Annotated in this window: 17 protein-coding genes; 8 read left to right on the plus strand and 9 right to left on the minus strand. The window is 68.2% G+C overall.

The features are described 5' to 3' along the window. Positions 1–25 precede the first annotated feature (25 nt). Positions 26–1990 (plus strand): NB-ARC domain-containing protein, encoded by a 1965-nt coding sequence (locus tag BLR21_RS10380; protein WP_176929565.1) that lies wholly within the window; start codon positions 26–28, stop codon positions 1988–1990. On the opposite strand, the gene BLR21_RS10385 is transcribed toward BLR21_RS10380, so the two are convergent. After that, complete coding sequence (locus BLR21_RS10385; RefSeq protein WP_090005574.1) at positions 1914–3197, minus strand: hypothetical protein; 1284 nt, start codon at positions 3195–3197, stop codon at positions 1914–1916. The two genes, BLR21_RS10380 and BLR21_RS10385, sit on opposite strands and share 77 nt — an antisense overlap. Next, on the minus strand, positions 3190–3597 hold the full coding sequence (locus BLR21_RS10390; RefSeq protein WP_090005575.1) for a hypothetical protein: 408 nt from the start codon (positions 3595–3597) through the stop codon (positions 3190–3192). The genes BLR21_RS10385 and BLR21_RS10390 overlap by 8 nt, the downstream gene beginning before the upstream one ends. 142 nt (positions 3598–3739) lie before the next feature. Between BLR21_RS10390 and BLR21_RS10395 the strand changes: the two genes are divergently transcribed. Continuing rightward, positions 3740–4183: a hypothetical protein gene (locus BLR21_RS10395; protein WP_090005576.1), complete on the plus strand. Its 444-nt coding sequence runs from the start codon at positions 3740–3742 to the stop codon at positions 4181–4183. A gap of 77 nt (positions 4184–4260) precedes the next feature. Continuing rightward, positions 4261–6273 carry a tetratricopeptide repeat protein gene (locus tag BLR21_RS10400; RefSeq protein WP_090005577.1) on the plus strand — a complete coding sequence of 671 codons (2013 nt, stop codon included), beginning with the start codon at positions 4261–4263 and terminating at the stop codon, positions 6271–6273. Here BLR21_RS10400 and BLR21_RS10405 read toward each other — a convergent pair. Next, positions 6207–7892, minus strand: a complete 1686-nt coding sequence (locus BLR21_RS10405; protein ID WP_090005578.1) for a hypothetical protein — start codon at positions 7890–7892, stop codon at positions 6207–6209. The genes BLR21_RS10400 and BLR21_RS10405 overlap by 67 nt on opposite strands. 244 nt (positions 7893–8136) lie before the next feature. Between BLR21_RS10405 and BLR21_RS10410 the strand changes: the two genes are divergently transcribed. Further along, a complete protein-coding gene (locus BLR21_RS10410; RefSeq protein ID WP_090005579.1) occupies positions 8137–8724 on the plus strand; it encodes a YiiX/YebB-like N1pC/P60 family cysteine hydrolase in 588 nt (195 codons plus the stop codon). Between the two features lie 152 nt (positions 8725–8876). Further along, positions 8877–10019 (plus strand): hypothetical protein, encoded by a 1143-nt coding sequence (locus BLR21_RS10415; RefSeq protein ID WP_090005580.1) that lies wholly within the window; start codon positions 8877–8879, stop codon positions 10017–10019. Between the two features lie 6 nt (positions 10020–10025). On the opposite strand, the gene BLR21_RS10420 is transcribed toward BLR21_RS10415, so the two are convergent. The 5 genes from BLR21_RS10420 to BLR21_RS44660 all read right to left on the minus strand — a co-directional run bounded on the left by BLR21_RS10420 (position 10026) and on the right by BLR21_RS44660 (position 13555). Continuing rightward, a complete protein-coding gene (locus BLR21_RS10420; protein ID WP_090005581.1) occupies positions 10026–10694 on the minus strand; it encodes a response regulator in 669 nt (222 codons plus the stop codon). Continuing rightward, positions 10679–11776 carry a hypothetical protein gene (locus tag BLR21_RS10425; protein WP_090005582.1) on the minus strand — a complete coding sequence of 366 codons (1098 nt, stop codon included), beginning with the start codon at positions 11774–11776 and terminating at the stop codon, positions 10679–10681. Before BLR21_RS10425 ends, BLR21_RS10420 begins: the two co-directional genes overlap by 16 nt. After that, the gene (locus BLR21_RS10430; protein ID WP_143027674.1) at positions 11769–12878 is read right to left on the minus strand and encodes a sensor histidine kinase; all 1110 of its coding nucleotides are present in this window, start codon (positions 12876–12878) and stop codon (positions 11769–11771) included. Before BLR21_RS10430 ends, BLR21_RS10425 begins: the two co-directional genes overlap by 8 nt. A gap of 177 nt (positions 12879–13055) precedes the next feature. Further along, positions 13056–13283: a WhiB family transcriptional regulator gene (locus tag BLR21_RS44655; RefSeq protein ID WP_090005649.1), complete on the minus strand. Its 228-nt coding sequence runs from the start codon at positions 13281–13283 to the stop codon at positions 13056–13058. A gap of 92 nt (positions 13284–13375) precedes the next feature. After that, positions 13376–13555, minus strand: a complete 180-nt coding sequence (locus tag BLR21_RS44660) for a DUF1259 domain-containing protein (RefSeq protein WP_420843873.1) — start codon at positions 13553–13555, stop codon at positions 13376–13378. A gap of 311 nt (positions 13556–13866) precedes the next feature. Here BLR21_RS44660 and BLR21_RS10445 point away from each other — a divergent pair, with 311 nt between their 5' ends. Then, the gene (locus BLR21_RS10445; protein WP_256334602.1) at positions 13867–15291 is read left to right on the plus strand and encodes a serine/threonine-protein kinase; all 1425 of its coding nucleotides are present in this window, start codon (positions 13867–13869) and stop codon (positions 15289–15291) included. A 16-nt stretch (positions 15292–15307) separates the two neighbouring features. Here the strand turns inward: BLR21_RS10445 and merA are convergent, their stop codons facing one another. Continuing rightward, on the minus strand, positions 15308–16732 hold the full coding sequence (merA, locus tag BLR21_RS10450) for a mercury(II) reductase (protein ID WP_090005584.1): 1425 nt from the start codon (positions 16730–16732) through the stop codon (positions 15308–15310). A 131-nt stretch (positions 16733–16863) separates the two neighbouring features. Here merA and BLR21_RS10455 point away from each other — a divergent pair, with 131 nt between their 5' ends. Continuing rightward, a complete protein-coding gene (locus BLR21_RS10455) occupies positions 16864–17229 on the plus strand; it encodes an ArsR/SmtB family transcription factor (protein WP_090005585.1) in 366 nt (121 codons plus the stop codon). A gap of 86 nt (positions 17230–17315) precedes the next feature. Continuing rightward, on the plus strand, positions 17316–18190 hold an 875-nt coding region (locus tag BLR21_RS10460), incomplete at its 3' end, for a dihydrolipoyl dehydrogenase family protein (RefSeq protein ID WP_256334603.1).

The following is an 18190-nucleotide window of genomic DNA, read 5'->3' on the forward strand; positions in this document are numbered from 1 at the left end:
GAACCGTGTCGGGGCACGGACGGAAATGAGCAGGTTGCTGGACGAACGGCAGGCGGAGGGACGTCCCTGCCTGGTGTACCTGCACGGCCCGGACGGCATCGGGCGTACGAGTTTGGCCAGCGAGTTCTTCCACGAGCACCGGTCGGCGTTCGATGACGCCTACATCGAGGTCGCTGCTCGTCAGCCTGACGGCAAGCTGGTGCAGCAGGGGGAGATGCTCGGACAGGCGCTGCGAGGTCTGGGCGTGGCCGACGCGGACCTGGCCAGTTCGGACGCCGCCCGTGCGGAGGCGTTCCAGCGGCTGTCCGCGGGCAAGCGGTTCCTGATGCTGATCACGGACGTGGCGAGTGCGGAGCAGGTCACGAGGCTGATCCCCAACTCGTCACCGGAGGCCGCGGTGGTGGTGACGGCTCGGGTGATGTTGCGCGAGTTGTTCCAGCACGACTTCGCGGACGTGCCGTTGACCAGGTTGCCGCGTGCGGAGTCGAGGGAACTGCTCCTGGCCGGCATCGGTCCGGGCGGGGCCGAGTTGCCTGCGGAGGTCATCGACGAGCTGACCGAGATCTGCGACGGCTTCCCGTTGCTGATCCGGATCCTCGGTGCGCAGCTCACGCGGCGGCCTCAGCGCGCCGTGGAACGGTACCTGCGGGAACTGCGAGCCTCCGATGAAGCGCTGCTGGCCATGGACCATTCGCAGCGCGTGACGAGGTTCCTGAATGCCACCTTCAGCCTGGTGCGCGACCTGCAACTCGCCCTGCGCCGCCTGGCGTTGCTACCCGGCCCGAGGTTCGGGGTCGACGCTGCCGCGGTGGCGCTGGACGTCGACCGCGATCGGGCCGAACAGGTGCTCGACGAGCTCTCCGATCTCAACCTGCTGGTCTACGACGGGGATCGGGACAGGTATTCGTTCTACCGGGTCGTGCGTGCGCACGCTCTGCGTCTCGCGCAGGAGGTCGACGGTCCCGAGGTTGTGAAGTCGGCGGTCGAGAGGATCACGACGTGGTATCTCCGCGAGGCGATCCTACGGGATGCGGCACTGGCGAACCGGTGGCGAGTCGGTCCCGAGTTCGACAGGTATGCCGCGGCCAAGCCGGTTCCGATGTCGCGGGAAGCCGCCACGGCCTGGTTCGACGTCGAATGGCCCTCGGTCGTTGCGTGCGTGCGCGCCGCACACGAACAGAGTCTGTATGACGTCGCATGGCAGCTCTGTGTCGCGGTTTTCAAGTACCTGCACCTGCACGGGCACGTCGACGTGTGGCTCGACAGCCATCAGCTCGGAGTCCGTTCCGCGGAGGCGAGCGGAACTGTGGCGGGTCTGATGCAGGTCACGTCCCAGCGGGGCGCCGCACATCTCGCCGTCGGGAACACGACGCTCGCGCGGCAGGACTTCGAGGCCTCGCTGCGTGCTGCCATCGAGGCCGGACACCGGCACGGCGAGCAGAGCGCGTGGGAGTGGCTCGGCAAGACCGCCGCCGCGGAGCGCGACCTGGAGACGGCGTTCCGCCGCTTCGACGAGTCCGAGGCGGTCGTCGACCGATCCGGGCAGGCGATCGGAGAACAGCAACGGATCCGGATGCGGGCGCTGCTGGCACTGCACCGCGCGAGGGCATGGGTGAAGCTGCGGGCCTGGGACCGCGCGGCGAGCGTGGCGGCCGCGGTGATCGAGCACTTCGAGTCGGCCCGCGAGACCGACAACCACGCCAAGTGCCTGCTCGTACTCGGGGATGCCGCCCTCGGCACCGGTGACCCTGCCGAAGCCGCGGGGCACTACCGCCAGGCTGCCAGGCTGTTCTCGCACGACCAGACCGTTCGTGCCGAGGCCGGCGCCCTGCGGCAACTCGGCGCTGCCTTGCGGGCCGGGCGCGACTTCCGGGGCGCTGCCGAAGCTCTCCGGTCGGCCATGGAGCTGTACATCATGCTGGGGGACGCCGAGACGGATGCGGTGGACGCACTTCTGAAGCAGGTCGAGGAGGAAGGTTCGGACGGCTGAGCGTCACCTCGATCTGGCGGCTGCCGATCCGCAGCATTGCCCTGCCGGGTAGTGCCTCCCACGTGCGGCCGGCGGAGAGCCAGGCATAGATCGCGGACGCGCAGGCGACGGACTCGTCCACATCGGACAGACCCTCCGCGACAACGCCTTTGTCGCGGTGTACGACTTCTTTGCCCGTGACCACGAACCCGCACGTCGGCCGGCGAGCGAACGTCTCGCCGGCCTCGCCCAGATCCTCGATCATCACGATGGCCGCGTTGCCGTGCAGGTCTCGGCGGGGATGCGCCTGCTCCACCACCAGGTGCCGGTCGGTGGTGTTCGGGGGTTGTTCGTCACGGGCGTCGACGTCCGCCGGCCACCTCGTCACCTCGGCCTCGTGGTCGCCGCGCCACTGCGCGGCGACCCACCACGCGGCGACCGGCATCCGCTCGGGCAGCAGTGCGCCCGCGGCATATGGCGGGACCAACGGCGCTCGCGGCGGCTCGGGCAGCGCCAGGAGCTCGTAGAAGGCCTTCCTCAGTGCGGCTGCCGATGAGCCCGGTAGTGAGGTCGCGAGCTCGCGCACCTTGCTGAACTGGCCGGCGTCCGCGCGCGCGGCGTCGAACTGCGGGAGGAAGGCCGAGACTCGGTCGAGCCGCCTCGCTGTGCGTCCCAGCTCGCCCATCGCGGACCTCTCGGCGATCTGATCGTCAGGAAACGAAGCCAGCAGCGTCGCCCGCCCGGCACAGGCCGCGTATCCGGTGACCGCGCCGAAATCCCCGACCACCACGTCGGCAGCCAGCACTGCCTGCTGCCAGCCTTCGGCGGGAGGAACCAGCCGCAGACCCGCGCGCAGGCAGTCGCCGAGCCACAACCTGATCTGCGCGGGTCCGTGCGCGAACCAAGCGTTCGGGTGGAGCACGGCGGCCACGACATGCCGGTCGCTCGGCAGCTCCGCCAGCAACTGCGCGATGAGATCCGGGTTTCGCCCCAACAGGGAGTCCGGGCCCCAGGTCGACGACACCACGACGACCGTCATGTCGTCGTCCGCGCCCAGCGCTCTTCGGTATTCACGGCGCCGCGGTTCGCTCACCGACATCCGGTCGAAGCACGGATCGCCTGCCACTATCGCGGCGTCCAGCGCCTCGGGAACCGAATCGGCCAGGCGGGCGTACTGCTCGTCGTGCGACAGGACGAGGGCGCGGGGGACTACCGCGCCGTTACGCACTAACCCGTCGCGCGACAGGCCGTAGACGGAGCGGTTTCCGGTTTCCGGTTTCCGGTTTCCGGTTTCCGGTTTCCGGTTTCCGGTTTCCGGGTGAATATTTAGTGTAGCCGATTCCGTGCGAAAGAATCACGAGCGGAGCGCTGATGTCGTGCAGGTTCCCACTATTGTGTACCGAAAGTGCGAGGTCGAACTCGGTTACGGTCGCCTGTTCCCAAGGCATGACCAGCGCACCCATCGCGGCGAGGTGTTCCTCCACGCCGTTGGTCACCGCGGACGCTTGCGGACACGTGTAGATGATCTGGACCCGCTGGTCGCTGTCGAACACGGGAAGGATGTCGGCCAGGCGGTTGAGGGCCGTCACGGTATGGGCGACAGCCAGCACCGACCGTTCGGCGGCCACCGTCCGCCACCGGGGACCGTGAGGTCCGAGCGGCACCTTCAGCCACCGGCTTGACGACACAATCCACTCCCGCAGACGCTCAACTCCCGCTCACCGTACCTGGCATCCCACGACGTGATCACGAAATCGGTACGGTGCTCACGTGACTCCGATCTGGGTGACGATGCTCGTGGCCGTGCTGAGTGTCTTCGGCGCGCTCGGCGCCCAGTGGCTCAACACGATGCGCGCCTTCCGTCTCGCCGAAATCGAACGACGCGCCAAGCGCGAGGAACGCCACCAGCAGAACCGTGAAGACACCTATGCGAAGTTCCTGGTCGCGGCCCGAGCCCTGCGTCCTGCCCTGCGTTCCGGCACCGGCGAAGCCGCTTTGGCCGCGCTCCGCGACGCCGCGGCCTACATCGAGCTGAACGCTCCCGAACTCGCCGACAGGGCACTCGCGGCGGTGCTCGACTCGGGGGAACGGTGGGCTGAGCTCGTGCTGACCAGTCCGCCGACCGCTCCGGTGATCAAAGAGGCCGACGAGGAGTTCCACCAGGCTGTCCGCGCCATGCGCGATCTCATGCGCAACGACCTCGCCAGCGAATGATCACAACGCGTGCCGCCGTCGTCACGCGACCGATAGGCTGACCGGATCGATCTTTGCCGGAGCGTGGGAGGCGCGGCATGGCGGGCGAGCCCGACGTGACGAACATGGTGGAACGATCGACGTTGCCTCGACCGCGTCAGTTGCCTGGAGCGATCACGAAGCTGGTCAACCAGAAGCGGACACTCCGTGCGCTCGACGAGGCATTGGCCGCGGTCAGCGCCGAGGGCCCGGTGATCAGGGTGCTGCGCGGCCAGCGCGGTAGCGGCAAGACGACAGTCGCCGTGCGTTGGCTGCACGACCGCGCGGATCGTTTCCCCGACGGGCAGCTCTACGCGAACCTTGGTGCGTGGACCGATCAGGTGAGCGCGCCGAGCGAGGTGCTGGCCGGATTCCTGGGCGCGCTCGGCGTCGACCGGGCGCAGATCCCCGCGGATCTCGAGGCGCGGCACAACATGTTCCGGACATTGACCTACGGCAAGCGCTTCCAGGTGATGCTCGACGACGCCGTGACGCCCGCGCAGGTGCGTGCGCTGCTGCCGGGCGAGGGCGCCTCACTGGTCGTGGTCACCGGTCACGGGGCGTTCGGCACCCTGTTGCAGAACAACGCCGCTTTCGTGGACGTCGAGCCGCTCGAAGCCGAGATGGCCGTAGAACTGCTGCGCGTCTTCGCGGGGGATCGCGTCGATGGTGAAGTCTCCGCTCGTGATGCCCTGGTCGCCATGTGCGCGGGTTTGCCTGCCGCGTTGTGCGTCGTCGGCGTGCTGCTTGCGGAGTCACCGGACATGCCGCTGGCGGAACTGCTGGACGAACTGAAGGACCCGGCGACGGGAATCACGCGCGTGACCGTGGGCGGCGAGCCGTCGCTGGGCACCGTGTTCGACGCCGGATACCGCAGGCTCAGCCGCCTCGGCCAGCGCTGCTACCGGGCGATCGGCCTTCATCCGTACGTCGATGACCTGTCCGTGGCGGTGCCGGCGGCCGCGTTGGGGATCTCCCCGGCGGAGTTGCGTCCGGTGATCCGCGAACTTCGGGACATGCGAACGATCGACCAGCCTCGCACCGGCAGGCTGACCGTCCACAAGCTGGTGCACGAGCACGCGCGTCTGGTGGCCGACACCGTCGACGACGCAGCGCACCGTCTTGCCGCCACCCGCTCGATGGTCGGGTGGTACGTGACAGGAGCGGTCACCGCGGCCACCGGGTTGTTGCCACCGCGGTCGTGGCGTGCCGGGTTCCTTCCCGAGTCCATTGTGGACGGAGCACATCCCGCCTCGGCCGATCCTGGCGCGTGGCTGCGGGCCGAGCGGGTGAACCTGCGGGCGGCGGTGTCGGTCGCGTTCGAGCTCGGTGAGCTCGAATCCGTTCTGCGGTTGTGTGTCTCGCAGTGGTGGTTGTTCCTGGCGGATAAGTACGCCGATGACCTGGTGGCCACCCACGCGCTCGGCCTTCGCGCAGCAGACCACCTGCGCGCCGATCGGAAGAAGGCACTTCTGCTGGTGCAACAGGGTTTCGCGTATCGCAGCCTCGGCCGGTTCCGCGACGCGGCCGACTCGTGCACCGCGGCGATCCAGCTCGCGGAGGCGGCCGGCGACGTGGAACTGACTGCCACGGCGCTGGAAGGTGCCGGCTTGGCCGCGTTCGACGGCGGCGATCTCACCACGTCGGCGTCGTGGTTGAGGCGCAACCTGGAGCTGGCGGAAACGACCCGCGACCCGCGACGTATTGCCCTGGCGTGCCTGCACGGAGCCAAGCCTGAACCGTCCGAGCAGGCGTTGGTGCTGCTGGAACGAGCCTACGAGGGGTTCCGCTCGCTACCTGTGCCTGAGCCGCAGAACTTGGCGAAAGTGTTGCTGTGGCAAGGCCGCAAGCTCGGCGCCGAAGGTGGTCCGCGGCTGCGGGAAGCACTTGCCCTGGCGACCGAACACAAGCACCAGGCCGATCGGGCGGAGATCCTGGAAGCACTGGCGCGGCTCGAGACCGACCGCGACGTCGCCGTCGAGCTGTACCGCGAAGCGTTGACGATCTACGAGGAGCGCGGGCTGCTCCATTCCGCGCTGGCGACCCGGCACAGGCTTGCCGAGCTGGCCTGACCTGCTTGCAGGCGAACGAGAGCGGGGAAGTCGGCGACCCGCCGGCCTTCCCGCAACCAGGCCAGCACGACGACCGCCCAGACCCTGCCGTCACCACCCGCCGACGTGAACTCCACGAACCCGGCGTCCCGCGTACCCACCACCCAGGTGGTCCCGTTGACGGGCATGGTGGCGAGCACAGCACCCGGAAACGCGTCGAGTGTGTCCGCGATCCAGCCATGCGCGTCGCCCGGCTGGTCGTGGACCACGATGTCGGCCAGTTCCAACTGAGCCGAGCAGGGTTCGTCGGTGCTGACCATCAATCCCGCGCCCGCCGGCAACGGCGCCACGTCAGCGGTGTATCGCACCAGGGCAGCGGACAGCTGATCCTCGGCAATCCGCAGGTCCGCCCGCACGATCTCGACGGCCGGAGGTCGCGGCGACAGTTCGGGCAGCGGAACGACACGGGTGAGAGCCGGCGCTTCGGGCTCTGGCAGGTGGAGCAGGCGGTAGAACTCCGCGCGAAGCAACCGCGCCGCCGCACCAGGCGCCGACGTCGTGAACCTGGTGATCTCCTCGTGGGTCCGGCCGCGCTCGATCGCGGCGCGCGCCTGCTCGCCCAACGGTCGGCGAGGGGTGAGCCGGTCCGCCGCGGCGATGAACATGCCGACCGGGGAAGCAGGATCGACCGCATGCTCAGGCCACGTCGCCAGCAACGTCGGCTTGCCCAGCGCGGCTCCGTAGAACGTCACTGAGCCGTGATCGCCGACCACCAGATCGGATGCGATCAATCCCGCACGCCAGCCCTCCTCCGGCGGAACGAGCACGACCCCGCGACGACGGCAGTCGTCGAGCCACATCTCGACCTGCCAGGGGGAGTGGTGAGCCCAGATGTTGGGGTGCAAGGCAACCGCGACCGCGAACTCGTCCAGCGGCAGTTCATCGCGCAGTTCGCGCACCAGCTTCGGTGCGGTGCCGTACAACGACTCTGGACCCCAGGTGGACGAGACGAACACCAGTTGTTGCCCCGGTTGCAGACCGAAGGCGTCGCGATACGTGCGGCGTAGCGGCACACTCGCGAGCATCCGGTCGAAACACGGATCACCCGCGACAACGGCCACATCGAGCGCAGCCGGACAGGAGCGTCTCAGCCGCTCGACCTGCTCGTCGTGCGAGAACACCAGTGATGAGGCGATCGGTACGCCCTCCGACAGCAACCACTCAGGTGCCAGACCGAACACCGGATTTCTGGACTTCCGGGTGTCCGCATTCAAGTATTTGTTGTACCCCATTCCGTGGGGCAGAATGACAACAGGGCTGTTCAGTTCGTGCACGGGGCCGCCGTGACTTGTCGATATCGTGAGATCGAGCCGGCGCTCCGCGAGCTCTGACCACCCGACCTGGCGCACTCGATTCCTGTCGAGGTGCGGATCGACATCCATCCCGAACGGGGACGAGCCCGTGCAGGCGAAGATCACCTCGACCCGATGGTCCGTCGCCAGCAAGGGCAGTACGTCGAAGAGCCTGGTCGCGGAGGTGACGTTGTGCACCACGCCGAGCACCGTTCGTTCGGGTCGGCGCGTGGTCCACACGGGATCGACGGCGGCATCAGGAACGGCCGTCGGCCGTGCGGTGAACACGATCGACGATCATAACTACCGCTCGTCCAGCGGGCGGAGGTAACGCAGGTGGCCGTGTCAGGTGAACACCCGACATACGAGGTTGGCTGGGCGGCTTAATGTCATCCTCGTAAACGGACTGGCGGTTCCAGGACTAGAGGGGTCTGATCGTAGCTACCCAGGTGGTCACGATCAGTGGATTTGTGCGCGATTCGCGCCTTTTCCTTGGGGTCACTGTCCACCGGTTACTAAAGTGGGGTAAAGCATGTTCAGAATCGGGCGAATTCTCGCCTCGTCCCTGGCGGCCACCGTCGTGGCAGGAACGGCAATGGCCGGCCTGCTCGTCGCGCCCGCCCAAGCTGCGGAGACGGACCCGACGAGTGAGGTCGGCACCGCTTCCTCCGGTGGCGGCGGCTGCACGAAGAAGGCGGTCGGAAACGCGAGGAACAAGGGGGATATCTTCCACTCCAACGCCGCGTTCAACCACGTCGGCATCTACTACACGACGAAGACGATCGTGGAAGCACCTGGCACGGGCGCGAAGAGCAAGTCCGTCACGGCATCCACGCTGAAAAAGTGTGGCCCGATCTACAAGATGTACGTCGACACCAAGCAGGCCAACCGCGACAAGGCCGCCAACCACGCCTACAACAAGTTCCGCGACCTGCCGTACGACAAGAACTTCTTCGACAACAAGGACAACAGCAACGGGAAGCTGAACTGCTCCGAGCTGGTCTGGAAGGCGTACAAGCACGGCGCCGGCATCGACCTGGACAGCAACGGCGGGGAAGGCGTCTACCCCGACAACATCAAGGATCACAAAAAGACCGTGGTCTACGCGACCATCAAGTAACGACCTTCGATGAGCGGTGCGGCCTGCCGGGTGCGGGCCGCACCGCCCACCGTCTGAGAGGATTCGGCCCGGTGCGCCTTCCCCGACTCGTCGCGTTCGCTGCCTGCGCAATCCTGGCCGTGACGGCCTGCACCTCGCCGGGTGGTGCAGAGGTGAACATCGCCGATCCCGATGTGGTGAAGCTCGGCGAAACCGTCGTCGCGTTCTACCTCAGCCCGGACACCTCCGTCGACAAACCGAAGGAAAAGCGGCCCGCCTACCTGGTCCTGGTGCAGGCGGACGGCAGCACCCGCCTGATCGAGACCAGCGGCATGGCCGAGCCGCATATCGCCTGGTCGGACGCCGGGCTGTTCTTCAGCGACGACACCCGCGACTACATCCTCGGCAAGGACGGTCTGGCTCGCTTCGAGAACAAGAAGGCAGGGCATCAGCAGTCGGCTTTCGCACTGCCCGGCAACAAGGGTTTTGTCGCGGTCTACAACGAAGGCTTCTCCGAATCCGGCTACACCAACCAGGTAGCCGTCACCACCTCGACCGGTTCCCTGCTCTACAAGGTCGAGGGAAACTACTTCATGAACGCGCTGTGCGACGGTGTCCTCAATGGAATCGCCACCGACAGCGGCGCTCATCTCGCGGACTCCGCCAAGATTCCCGGCATGCGCTCGAAGGTTGAGCCCGGTGCCCAGCCGGAGCTGCTTTCCCAGCTGTATCCGGCAACCGCAGGAAAGGAAAAGGCCCTCGCCTGGCGAGGAGTCTTCGATGCGGGAGACCACAACCGTCACGTGCCATGCCACGACGGTGTCATCCCGTTCCTCTCCGATTATGCCGACGCCGACGGCAAGCCCCACCTGACCATCGTGTCGTGGAACACCGGCAATGGCGAGTACACGGAACAGCCTCTTGTCGACGTCCAGGGACGACCCATCGCCGAGAAACTGATCGACCCCGAGACGTTCTCCCAGAAGTCCTACGACGAATCGGCGGTCCTCGATGGCCGCCTCGAGTGGCTCGCCGCCGATGGCCGGATCATGAGCACCGAAATCGCCTCCGGAATCACCAGGCCGCGGTTCGACACCAGGTTCGTCTCGGGCAGCGATTCGTCCAGTCAGGCGATCTTCACGGACCGGTCGATACACCTGATCCAGGAGACGTTCGACGGCGAGACGCCCGTCAGGATCAAGAAGTTCGACCGCGCCACCGGAAACCTGGTCACCGAGATCGCCGTGCCAGGGCTGGCGAAACAGCTCGGCATCGAGTTCAACGTGCGGGGCGCGGCGGTTCCGCCCACCGCCTGACCCACCTCACGGCGCGGTCTCGTTCAGCTCGGCCAGCGTGATGACGCCGTCGTCCAGCGCTCGGGTGATCAGCTCGCTCTTGGTGCTCGCGGCACGTCCGACGCTCGCGTACTTCACCCGGACCCTGGCGATGTAGGTGTCGACGGTCTTCGCGGTGATGTGGAGCTTCGCGGCGACGAGTTCCTTGGAGGAAGAGGCGAACCACGCTCGCAGCACCTCGGTCTCGCGCGGCGACAGACGCGGCCGGTCCGGGGTGTCGTCCGCGGCGAGCGCGCCGGACAGCGACGGCGCGGTGTAGCCCCGGCCCTCGGCGGCGGCCCTGACCGCGGGGACGAGGTGCTCGGGGCCTTCGCGCTTGGTCAGATACGCCAACGCACCGAGGTCGATGCATTTGATCGCCGTGACGTTGTCGGCGTGCTGCGAGTACACGACCACACGCCGTCCGCTGTCGACGAGCCGGCGCAGCTCACCGAAGTCCGGTTTGCCCGGCACCAGTTCCAGGTCGAAGATCACCACGTCGGCGTCGGCGCCCTCGCCGGTCCACACCCCGGCGAGGCGGTCGCCCGCGTCGATCAGACCGATCGGCGGATCGGCCTGATCGCACCAGTAACGCACGCCCGCAGCGATCGCCGCGTGGTCGTCCACGATCACGGCTGTGATCAACTCGGCTGCCACTGGGCCTCCATCCACACCGTTCCCTCATTGCCGAAGATCTCGATCCGCACGTCCGGCGTCGCCGGCGACGGCACCGTGTACTCGGCGCAGTCCGCGACCACGTTGACCGACACCGAATCGGCGCTGCCGACCACGGTGACCCGCGCCCACGAGCCCGCCGTCGCGAGCGCGGTGAGCGCGGCGTCGGTCAGGTCTCGCCGGACGGCCACCGGCGGCGTCGGCCACTGGCCGCGCGCATCCAGTTCGACCTCGACCCCTTTGTGGTCCGCGATCTCCGCGCAGTGGCGCAACTCGTGCAGCAGCGGGTTGCCGACCGTGTCCGTCTCGGCGAACAGCCGGCGCATCCGGGCCGCCTCGGTGGCGCAACTGCGCTGCACCACCGGATCCGACGGCTCGAGCGACCCGTCGGCGAGGCCGGCCAGCAGCGGCACGGCCGTGCCGCTCAACTCGGCGAACCGCTGGGCGCGGCGTCGATGCGCGGCCGACGCGGCAGCCTCCGCGGTCCGTGCCAGTTCGAGCTCACGGGCGGCCCTGGCCGCCTCGGCGGCGATCCCGCCCAGCACGGCCGCCACCACGGCCATGAGCAGCGGCAACCCGAACACCGTCACCGACCCCGTGGTGAACCGCACCAGCGCCGCCCGGTTCACCTCGTGGAACACCAGCAGGTTTGCCAGCGCGAGCAGTTCGTGAGTCACCAGGAACGCCAGAAAAATCCTAAAAGGACGGTCGAGCAGAACCACGGCCCCAGCCCAGTTCGCTGCTCCGAACAGCCAGTCCACCGTGGTCGACGTCATGCCGTCCGGCAAGGTCAGGTAGGACAGCGCGGACGCGCCGAGCACCACGGCGATGGCGATCCGGCGCCCGTTACGCCAAGGTCGCCGCCGCACGACGAGCACCGCCTCGGTGGCGAGCACCGCGGTCAGTGCCGCGTAGGCGGCGAACTGGGCCGCCGGATAGTCGTGGAACTCCAGGCCGTGTACCAGGTGGATCAGGCCGAGCACGTTCACCGTCAGCACGGCGAGGATCAGGGTGGCGATCCGCAGACCACGCTGCAGCTGTGCCCTCGTCTCGTCGTCACTCATCGGACCGCCACTCCAGCCACACCACCGTGCCCGCCCCCTCAGCCGAGATGATCGTGGCCTTGCCACCGACCCGTTCCATCCGGCCGTGCACGGACTCACGAAGCCCGCGCCGGGCAGCCGACGCACCCTCGGTGACCGCGAACCCCTTGCCGTCGTCGGAGATCTCGACACGCAGCGCGCTCGGGTCACCGTGCAGCCGCACCTGCGCCCGATCCGTCCCAGCGTGCCGCCGCACGTTGTTGAGAGCCTCTCCGACCGCACCGGTGATCGCGCCCGCCACGTCGAACGGCAACGGCAACGTCCGCGGCGCGTCGAGCTCGACGGTCAGATGCCCGGCGTCGAGACCGGCGCGCAACAGGTCGACGAGATCGGCCTGTTCCGGCCTGCGCCCACCGCCGGAGGAACGCAGCCGGGCCAGGTCACGACGGGCCTGGGGCGCCAGCCAACCGGCGCCAGCCGGCACCTGCCCGGTACCGACCATCAGCAACGTGGTGGCCGCCGTGTCGTGCAGGGAGTTCGCGAGCTCACGCTCCTCGGCACGAACCGCCGCCACCACCGCAGCCTCGCGACGTGCCCGTTCGGCCTCAGCACCCATACGGTCGGCGCGTTCAGCCGCGCGAACGACGACCGTCCAGGCCGCCCTGGACATGCCCGCCATCACCAGCACCCACACCAGCGACGACGTCGGGTTCTGCCCTGCCACGGCAAAGACGACAAGCATCGAGCCGCCGGTAACCAGCGCCGCGACGATGCCGGGCAACGGCGCGGTGTACCACTGCCACGTCACGCACGCGAACGTGACCAGCAGCCGCAGCCACGCGGTGTTGCCATCCTCCACCGCGCCGGTCCAGAAGGAGCTGACGCACAAACCCAGCAACACAGCCACATCCAGTGCGACCGGCACCGTGGTAGTCCGCCCCAGCCACCCCTGCGCACACGTCCAGATCACCGCGACGGCAACCGCCAGCGCCGTGGCCGTGAACTTGCCGCCCGAGGCCTGCAGCAGGGCGACCGCCCCGATAGGCGGCAGGGTCGCGACGCGGACAGCGACGGCGTAACGGCGGCCGAACCCGTCCAGCAACCGCACAGCTTCGCCAGCCATCCGTCCCCACCGATCCCAACCGGGCATACGCCGCGCCGAGAACGTTACCGGTCAAGACGCGGCTGGCGCTGGCAGTTGGCACAACCGAACCGGGACAAGAACTCTTCGACATCCCTGACCCGCTCCATGTTGTAGTAGTCGGGTAGCGCCCGCCTGAGGTGGAATCGGGAGTTGTGTTCATGCTGCGATCTGAGCATCAGCATGTCTCAGCGCTTCGCGGTCGGCCTGGTCCATGCCGCCCCACACGCCGTAGCTCTCATCAGTGGTGAGTGCCGCGATGGCACAGGTGAGGCGGACTGGGCATAGGCGGCAGATCGCTTTGCAGTCCGCCGCAGCCTTGCTTCCTGGCTCGGCCGTCAGTCCAATCGACTTCTCGGTCTGTGTTTCGGCACGCTGCCGACTCAGCCTTCACCCGCGGACGGGCGGGGTGGTGGATCACGGCGGATTTGCAGACGTCTTTGACGATCTGACCGCCACCGCTCCGCTGACCCGAAACATCACGCGGGTGCCCGGTCGAGCATCCCTTCACGGCGGTAGTACTCGAAGTCTCCGTTGATCGCCGCCTTCCCGCCACCGACGGGCTGGAAGTTCAGCGCGGTGTTGACACCCGCCGCGGGCAACAGCACCCGGTGGTGCGAGGTGACGGTCTCCTTGCGGGCAAAGGAGAACTTGTAGATACCCCGTCGTTCGTGCCCTTGGTGCCGAGTGCGGCGCCGATCCCGGCGGTGTCCAGGTCGACCGGCGGCGGGGTGGCGGTGACGTCGAGTGCGGCCTTGATCCCGCGGGCGATCGCGACCGGATCGCGGCCCTCGGCGTGGATGTGGCTCCACCACACCTGAGGCTCGTGCGCCAGCAATGACGGTGCTCGCCGTGGAGAGCAGTTGCGTTACGCGGCGTCGTGTCACCGCGATCATCCGCGGTGTGTGCTGGGGGTACGGTTCGGGTGGCACATAAGCTTCACCGTCAACCGCGATCAGAGGAGGCGCTGGTGATCGAGCAGGGCGATCTGATCGCGGGCCGTTACCGGCTCCAACGGCAGATCGGCTCCGGTGGCATGGGAGTGGTGTGGCAGGCGTTCGACGAACGCCTCGACCGCGTCGTGGCACTCAAGCACCTCGTGCTCCAGCCCGGACTGTCCACAGAGGAAGCCGAGCGGTCCCGGCAGCGAGCGGTACGTGAAGCCCGGATCGCGGCCAGCTTGCAGCATCCCGGAGCGGTCACCGTGCACGACGTCACCGAGGACGACGACGGTCCGGTCCTGGTCATGGAGTACGTGCCGGCACGCAGCCTCGCCGAGCTCATCGCCGCCCGCGGACCTCTGCCCGCTTCGCAGGCCGCTCGGATAGGTGGCCAGGTCGCCGCCGCGCTCGCGGCGGCACATGAGGCGGGCATCGTGCACCGCGACATCAAGCCCGCCAACATCCTGATCACCGACACCGGCACCGCGAAGATCACCGACTTCGGCATCGCCCGCGTCCACGGAGACACCACCGTCACCGCCACCGGCCTGCTGGTCGGGACGCCGGCCTTTCTGGCACCAGAGGTCGCGCAAGGACACGAACCCAACCGCACCAGCGACGTGTTCTCCCTCGGTGCCACTCTCTACACAGCGGTAGAAGGGCGCGCACCGTTCGGCGACGGCGACAACGCCATCGCGTTGCTGCACGCCGTCGCCGCCGGACAGATGATTCCGCCCGCACACCACGGTCCCATCACCGACGTCGTGCTGCACATGATGCGAACCGATCCCGCGGCGCGTCCCACGATGGCTCAGGCGGCCGAGAGCCTGCACGCGGCCGCGACCGGTCGCCCAGCGCCGGCCCCGACCCGCGTGGACCTGCAGCCGGTCGCGGGCCCCTCGGCCGCGGCATCTCGCCGCCTTCGCACCGCGCTGCCGATCGCGGCGGCCGCGGTCGCAGCCGTCGTGCTCATCGCGCTGCTGTATCCGCAACTGACGTCCTCCGACCGTGCCGTGAACCAGCCACCCGCGCCAACGACCAGCACCGTCGCCGCGGCTCAGCTGCAACAGGCCGTGGCCGACTACTACGCCCTGCTTCCCGACCGCACCGACGAAGCGTGGACACGGCTGAGTCCAGCCATGCAGGCACAGGGAAGAGAGCAGTACGAGAAGGCGTGGAAGGACGTCAAGGACCTCGTCGTCACTTCCGCACCCCAAGCCACCAACACCGACACCGTGACCATCGGCCTCGAGTACGTCATCGAGAGCCGTGGCCGGCTTCGGGAGACACGTCAACTGCGCCTGATCACCGGCGGTGGCAGAGTGCTCATCGACTCAGAGCAAGTCCTGACGTCCGAGCGCGTCAACGGCAAGAGTGAGGACGGCGACAAGAAGGACCGCGACGGTGAGAAGGACGACAAGAAGCGCGGCGAGGAACGAAAAGGCGGCAACTAGAGCGTCTGCGGGCGGGTCAGGACGCGCAGCAGGACAGTTTGGACACGTCGCGGGTGAAGGTCTGCGCGGCTAGTTTGATGCCCTCTGCCATCGTCAGGTACGGGCACCACAGGTCGGCCATCTGCTGCACGGTCATGTCGTTGGCCAGGGCGTAGACGGCGGTCGCGATCACCTCCCCGGCGCCCTCGGCGACCACGTGTGCTCCCAACAGGCGCCCGGTGTCGCGGTCGGCGACGAGTTTGATCAGGCCGACGGTGTCGCGGTTGACCAGCGCGCGTGGCACGTACTCCAGGGGCAGGACCCTGCATTCGCAGACGTGGCCCTGCTCGACGGCCTGCGCGTCGGTCAGCCCCGCGGAGGCGATGGCGGGGCTGGTGAAGGTCACCCTCGGCAGGTGGTGGTAGTCCAGTGTGCGAGCCGCGTGGTCGAAGGCGTTGTCGGCCACCAGGGTGCCGTGGGCTCCGGCGACGTAGACGAACTGCGGGTGGCCGGTGACGTCTCCGGCGGCCCAGATGCGGGGGTTGTCGGTGCGCAGGTGCTCGTCGACGACGACCTCGTCGCGCTGCCCGGTTCTGACCCCGACCGCGTCGAGGTTCAGCCCGGCGGTGACCGGGAGGCGGCCGGTCGCGACGAGCAGTTGCCCGGCCCGCAGTTCAGCGGGTTGGCCGTCGGTGCCGGTGAGCGTCACGCGGTAGCCGGTGTCATCGCGGTCGACGCGGGTGACGGTGGCATCGTCGACTACGCCGATACCTTCGCGAGTGAATACCTCTGCGATCGTCGCGGAGACTTCGGGCTCCTCGAACGGCGCGAGCCGGTCCAGTGCCTCCACCACGGTGACCTGGACGCCGAGCCGGCTCCACAACTGCGCCTGCTCCAGGCCGATCGCGTTGCCTCCGACCACGATCATCGAGGCCGGTAGTGCGTCGAGTTCCATCGCCGTGGCCGAGGTCAGGTACCCGGCTTCGGCGAGCCCGTCGATCGGCGGCGCCCACGGGCTGGACCCGGTGGCGATCAGATAGTGCTCGGCCACCACGGTGTGCGCGTCTCCGGCCGCGAGATCAACCCGCAGTACCGGGTCGGAGTTCTCGTCGATGGCGAAGGCGGCGGTGCCCTCGATGATGTCCCAGCCGTACTCGGCGGCCAGATCGGTGTACTTCTCCGCCCGCAGCGAGTCGACCAGGTCCCGCTTCGCGTCGATCAGGCGTGGCAGGTCGACGCCGAACGGGCTCACGCTGATGCCGTCGAACCGGCCGTCCAGGCTGACGTGGCGCGCCTCGGCGGCGGCCAGCAGCGCCTTCGACGGCACGCACCCGGTGTTCACACAGGTGCCGCCGACGGTGGTGCGTTCGATCATCACCACCGTGCGGCCCTTGTTTCGGGCTGCGATCGCCGCCGCGAACGCGCCTCCGCCCGAACCGATCACCGCCAGGTCGTACCGCATCCCGCGTCCCCACTTCACTCGTTGTTCGATGGTCCACCGCGGGACGTATCCGCCCTGGCGGATACGACGATGCTAACCTGATATCCGTTCATCCGCATACGTCGTATAACTGATGTGAGGACGACGAACACATGACTGGCGCACCCGAACCGGCGGCGGCACTGTTGCCTACCGAGCCCAACGGGGTGGAGATGGTGGCCAAGTTCTTCCGCGCCCTGGGCGACCCGGCACGCCTGCGACTGCTGGAGTTCCTGCTGCACGACGAGCACACCGTCACCGAGTGCGTAGCTCATGTCGGCCTGTCGCAAGGGCGGGTGTCCACCCACCTGGCCTGCCTCGCGGACTGCGGATACGTGCAGGTCCGGCGGCAGGGTCGGTTCGCGCACTACACGGTGACCGATCCACGAGTGGCGGACCTGGTGCTGCTGGCCCGATCCCTGGCCGCGGACAACGCCGCCGCCCTTGCGGCCTGCATGCGCATCATTCCCACCAGCTGAGCGGCAGGAAAGGACACGGTTCCCATGTCCACCAAGCCAGATCACGAGGGCCGGCGCAGGGCACTGGCTCGACGAGAGGACACAGCGTGACTCGACGCTATGACCTGGCCATCGTTGGCGGAGGAACTGCCGGCATCATCGCCGCCAAGACCGCTGGACGGCTCGGCGCGCGGGTGGTGCTGGTCGAGCGCGACCGCACTGGCGGTGACTGTCTGTGGACCGGGTGCGTGCCGAGCAAGTCGCTGATCGCGGCCGCCCACGCCGCTCAGACCATGCGCACGGCGGGACGGTTCGGGATCACCCCGGTCGAGCCGCAGGTCGACTTCGCCGCGGTGATGGCGCACGTGTACAGGGCGATCAAACGGATCGAGCCGGTCGACTCGCCAGCGGCGCTGTCCGAAGCCGGTGCCGAGGTCATCGAGGGCACAGCGGTGTTCACCGGTCCGGACGAACTCAAGGTCGATGGCCGGTCGCTGCGGTTCAGGCACGCTCTGATCGCCACCGGCTCCGTCCCCGCGCTCCCGCCGGTGCCCGGCCTGGCCGAGGTGGAACCGCTGACCAGCGACACGGTGTGGGACCTGACCGAGCTGCCCGCACGACTGGCCGTACTGGGCGGCGGCCCGATCGGCTGCGAGCTCGGCCAGGCGTTCGCCCGGCTGGGCGCCGAGGTGACCATCATCGAGGCCACCGAGCGCCTGGTCCCCAGGGAAGAACCCCGAGCAGGTATCACGCTGTCGGCGGCCCTGTCCGCTGACGGAGTGCGCGTGCTGACCTCGGCCACCGTGATCAAAGCAGCTCGGCATGCCAAGGGAGTGCGCCTCGACATCGACGGCCACGACGGCACCAGCGTGATCGACGTCGACCAGGTGCTCGTCGCGACCGGTCGTCGGCCGTGCACCGCCGGGCTGGGGCTGGACACCGCAGGAGTGCGCCTGGACGAACGCGGTTATGTCGTCGTGGA

Origin of the sequence: Lentzea albidocapillata subsp. violacea (assembly GCF_900100275.1) — a bacterium.
GTDB classification, from domain to species: domain Bacteria; phylum Actinomycetota; class Actinomycetes; order Mycobacteriales; family Pseudonocardiaceae; genus Lentzea; species Lentzea violacea.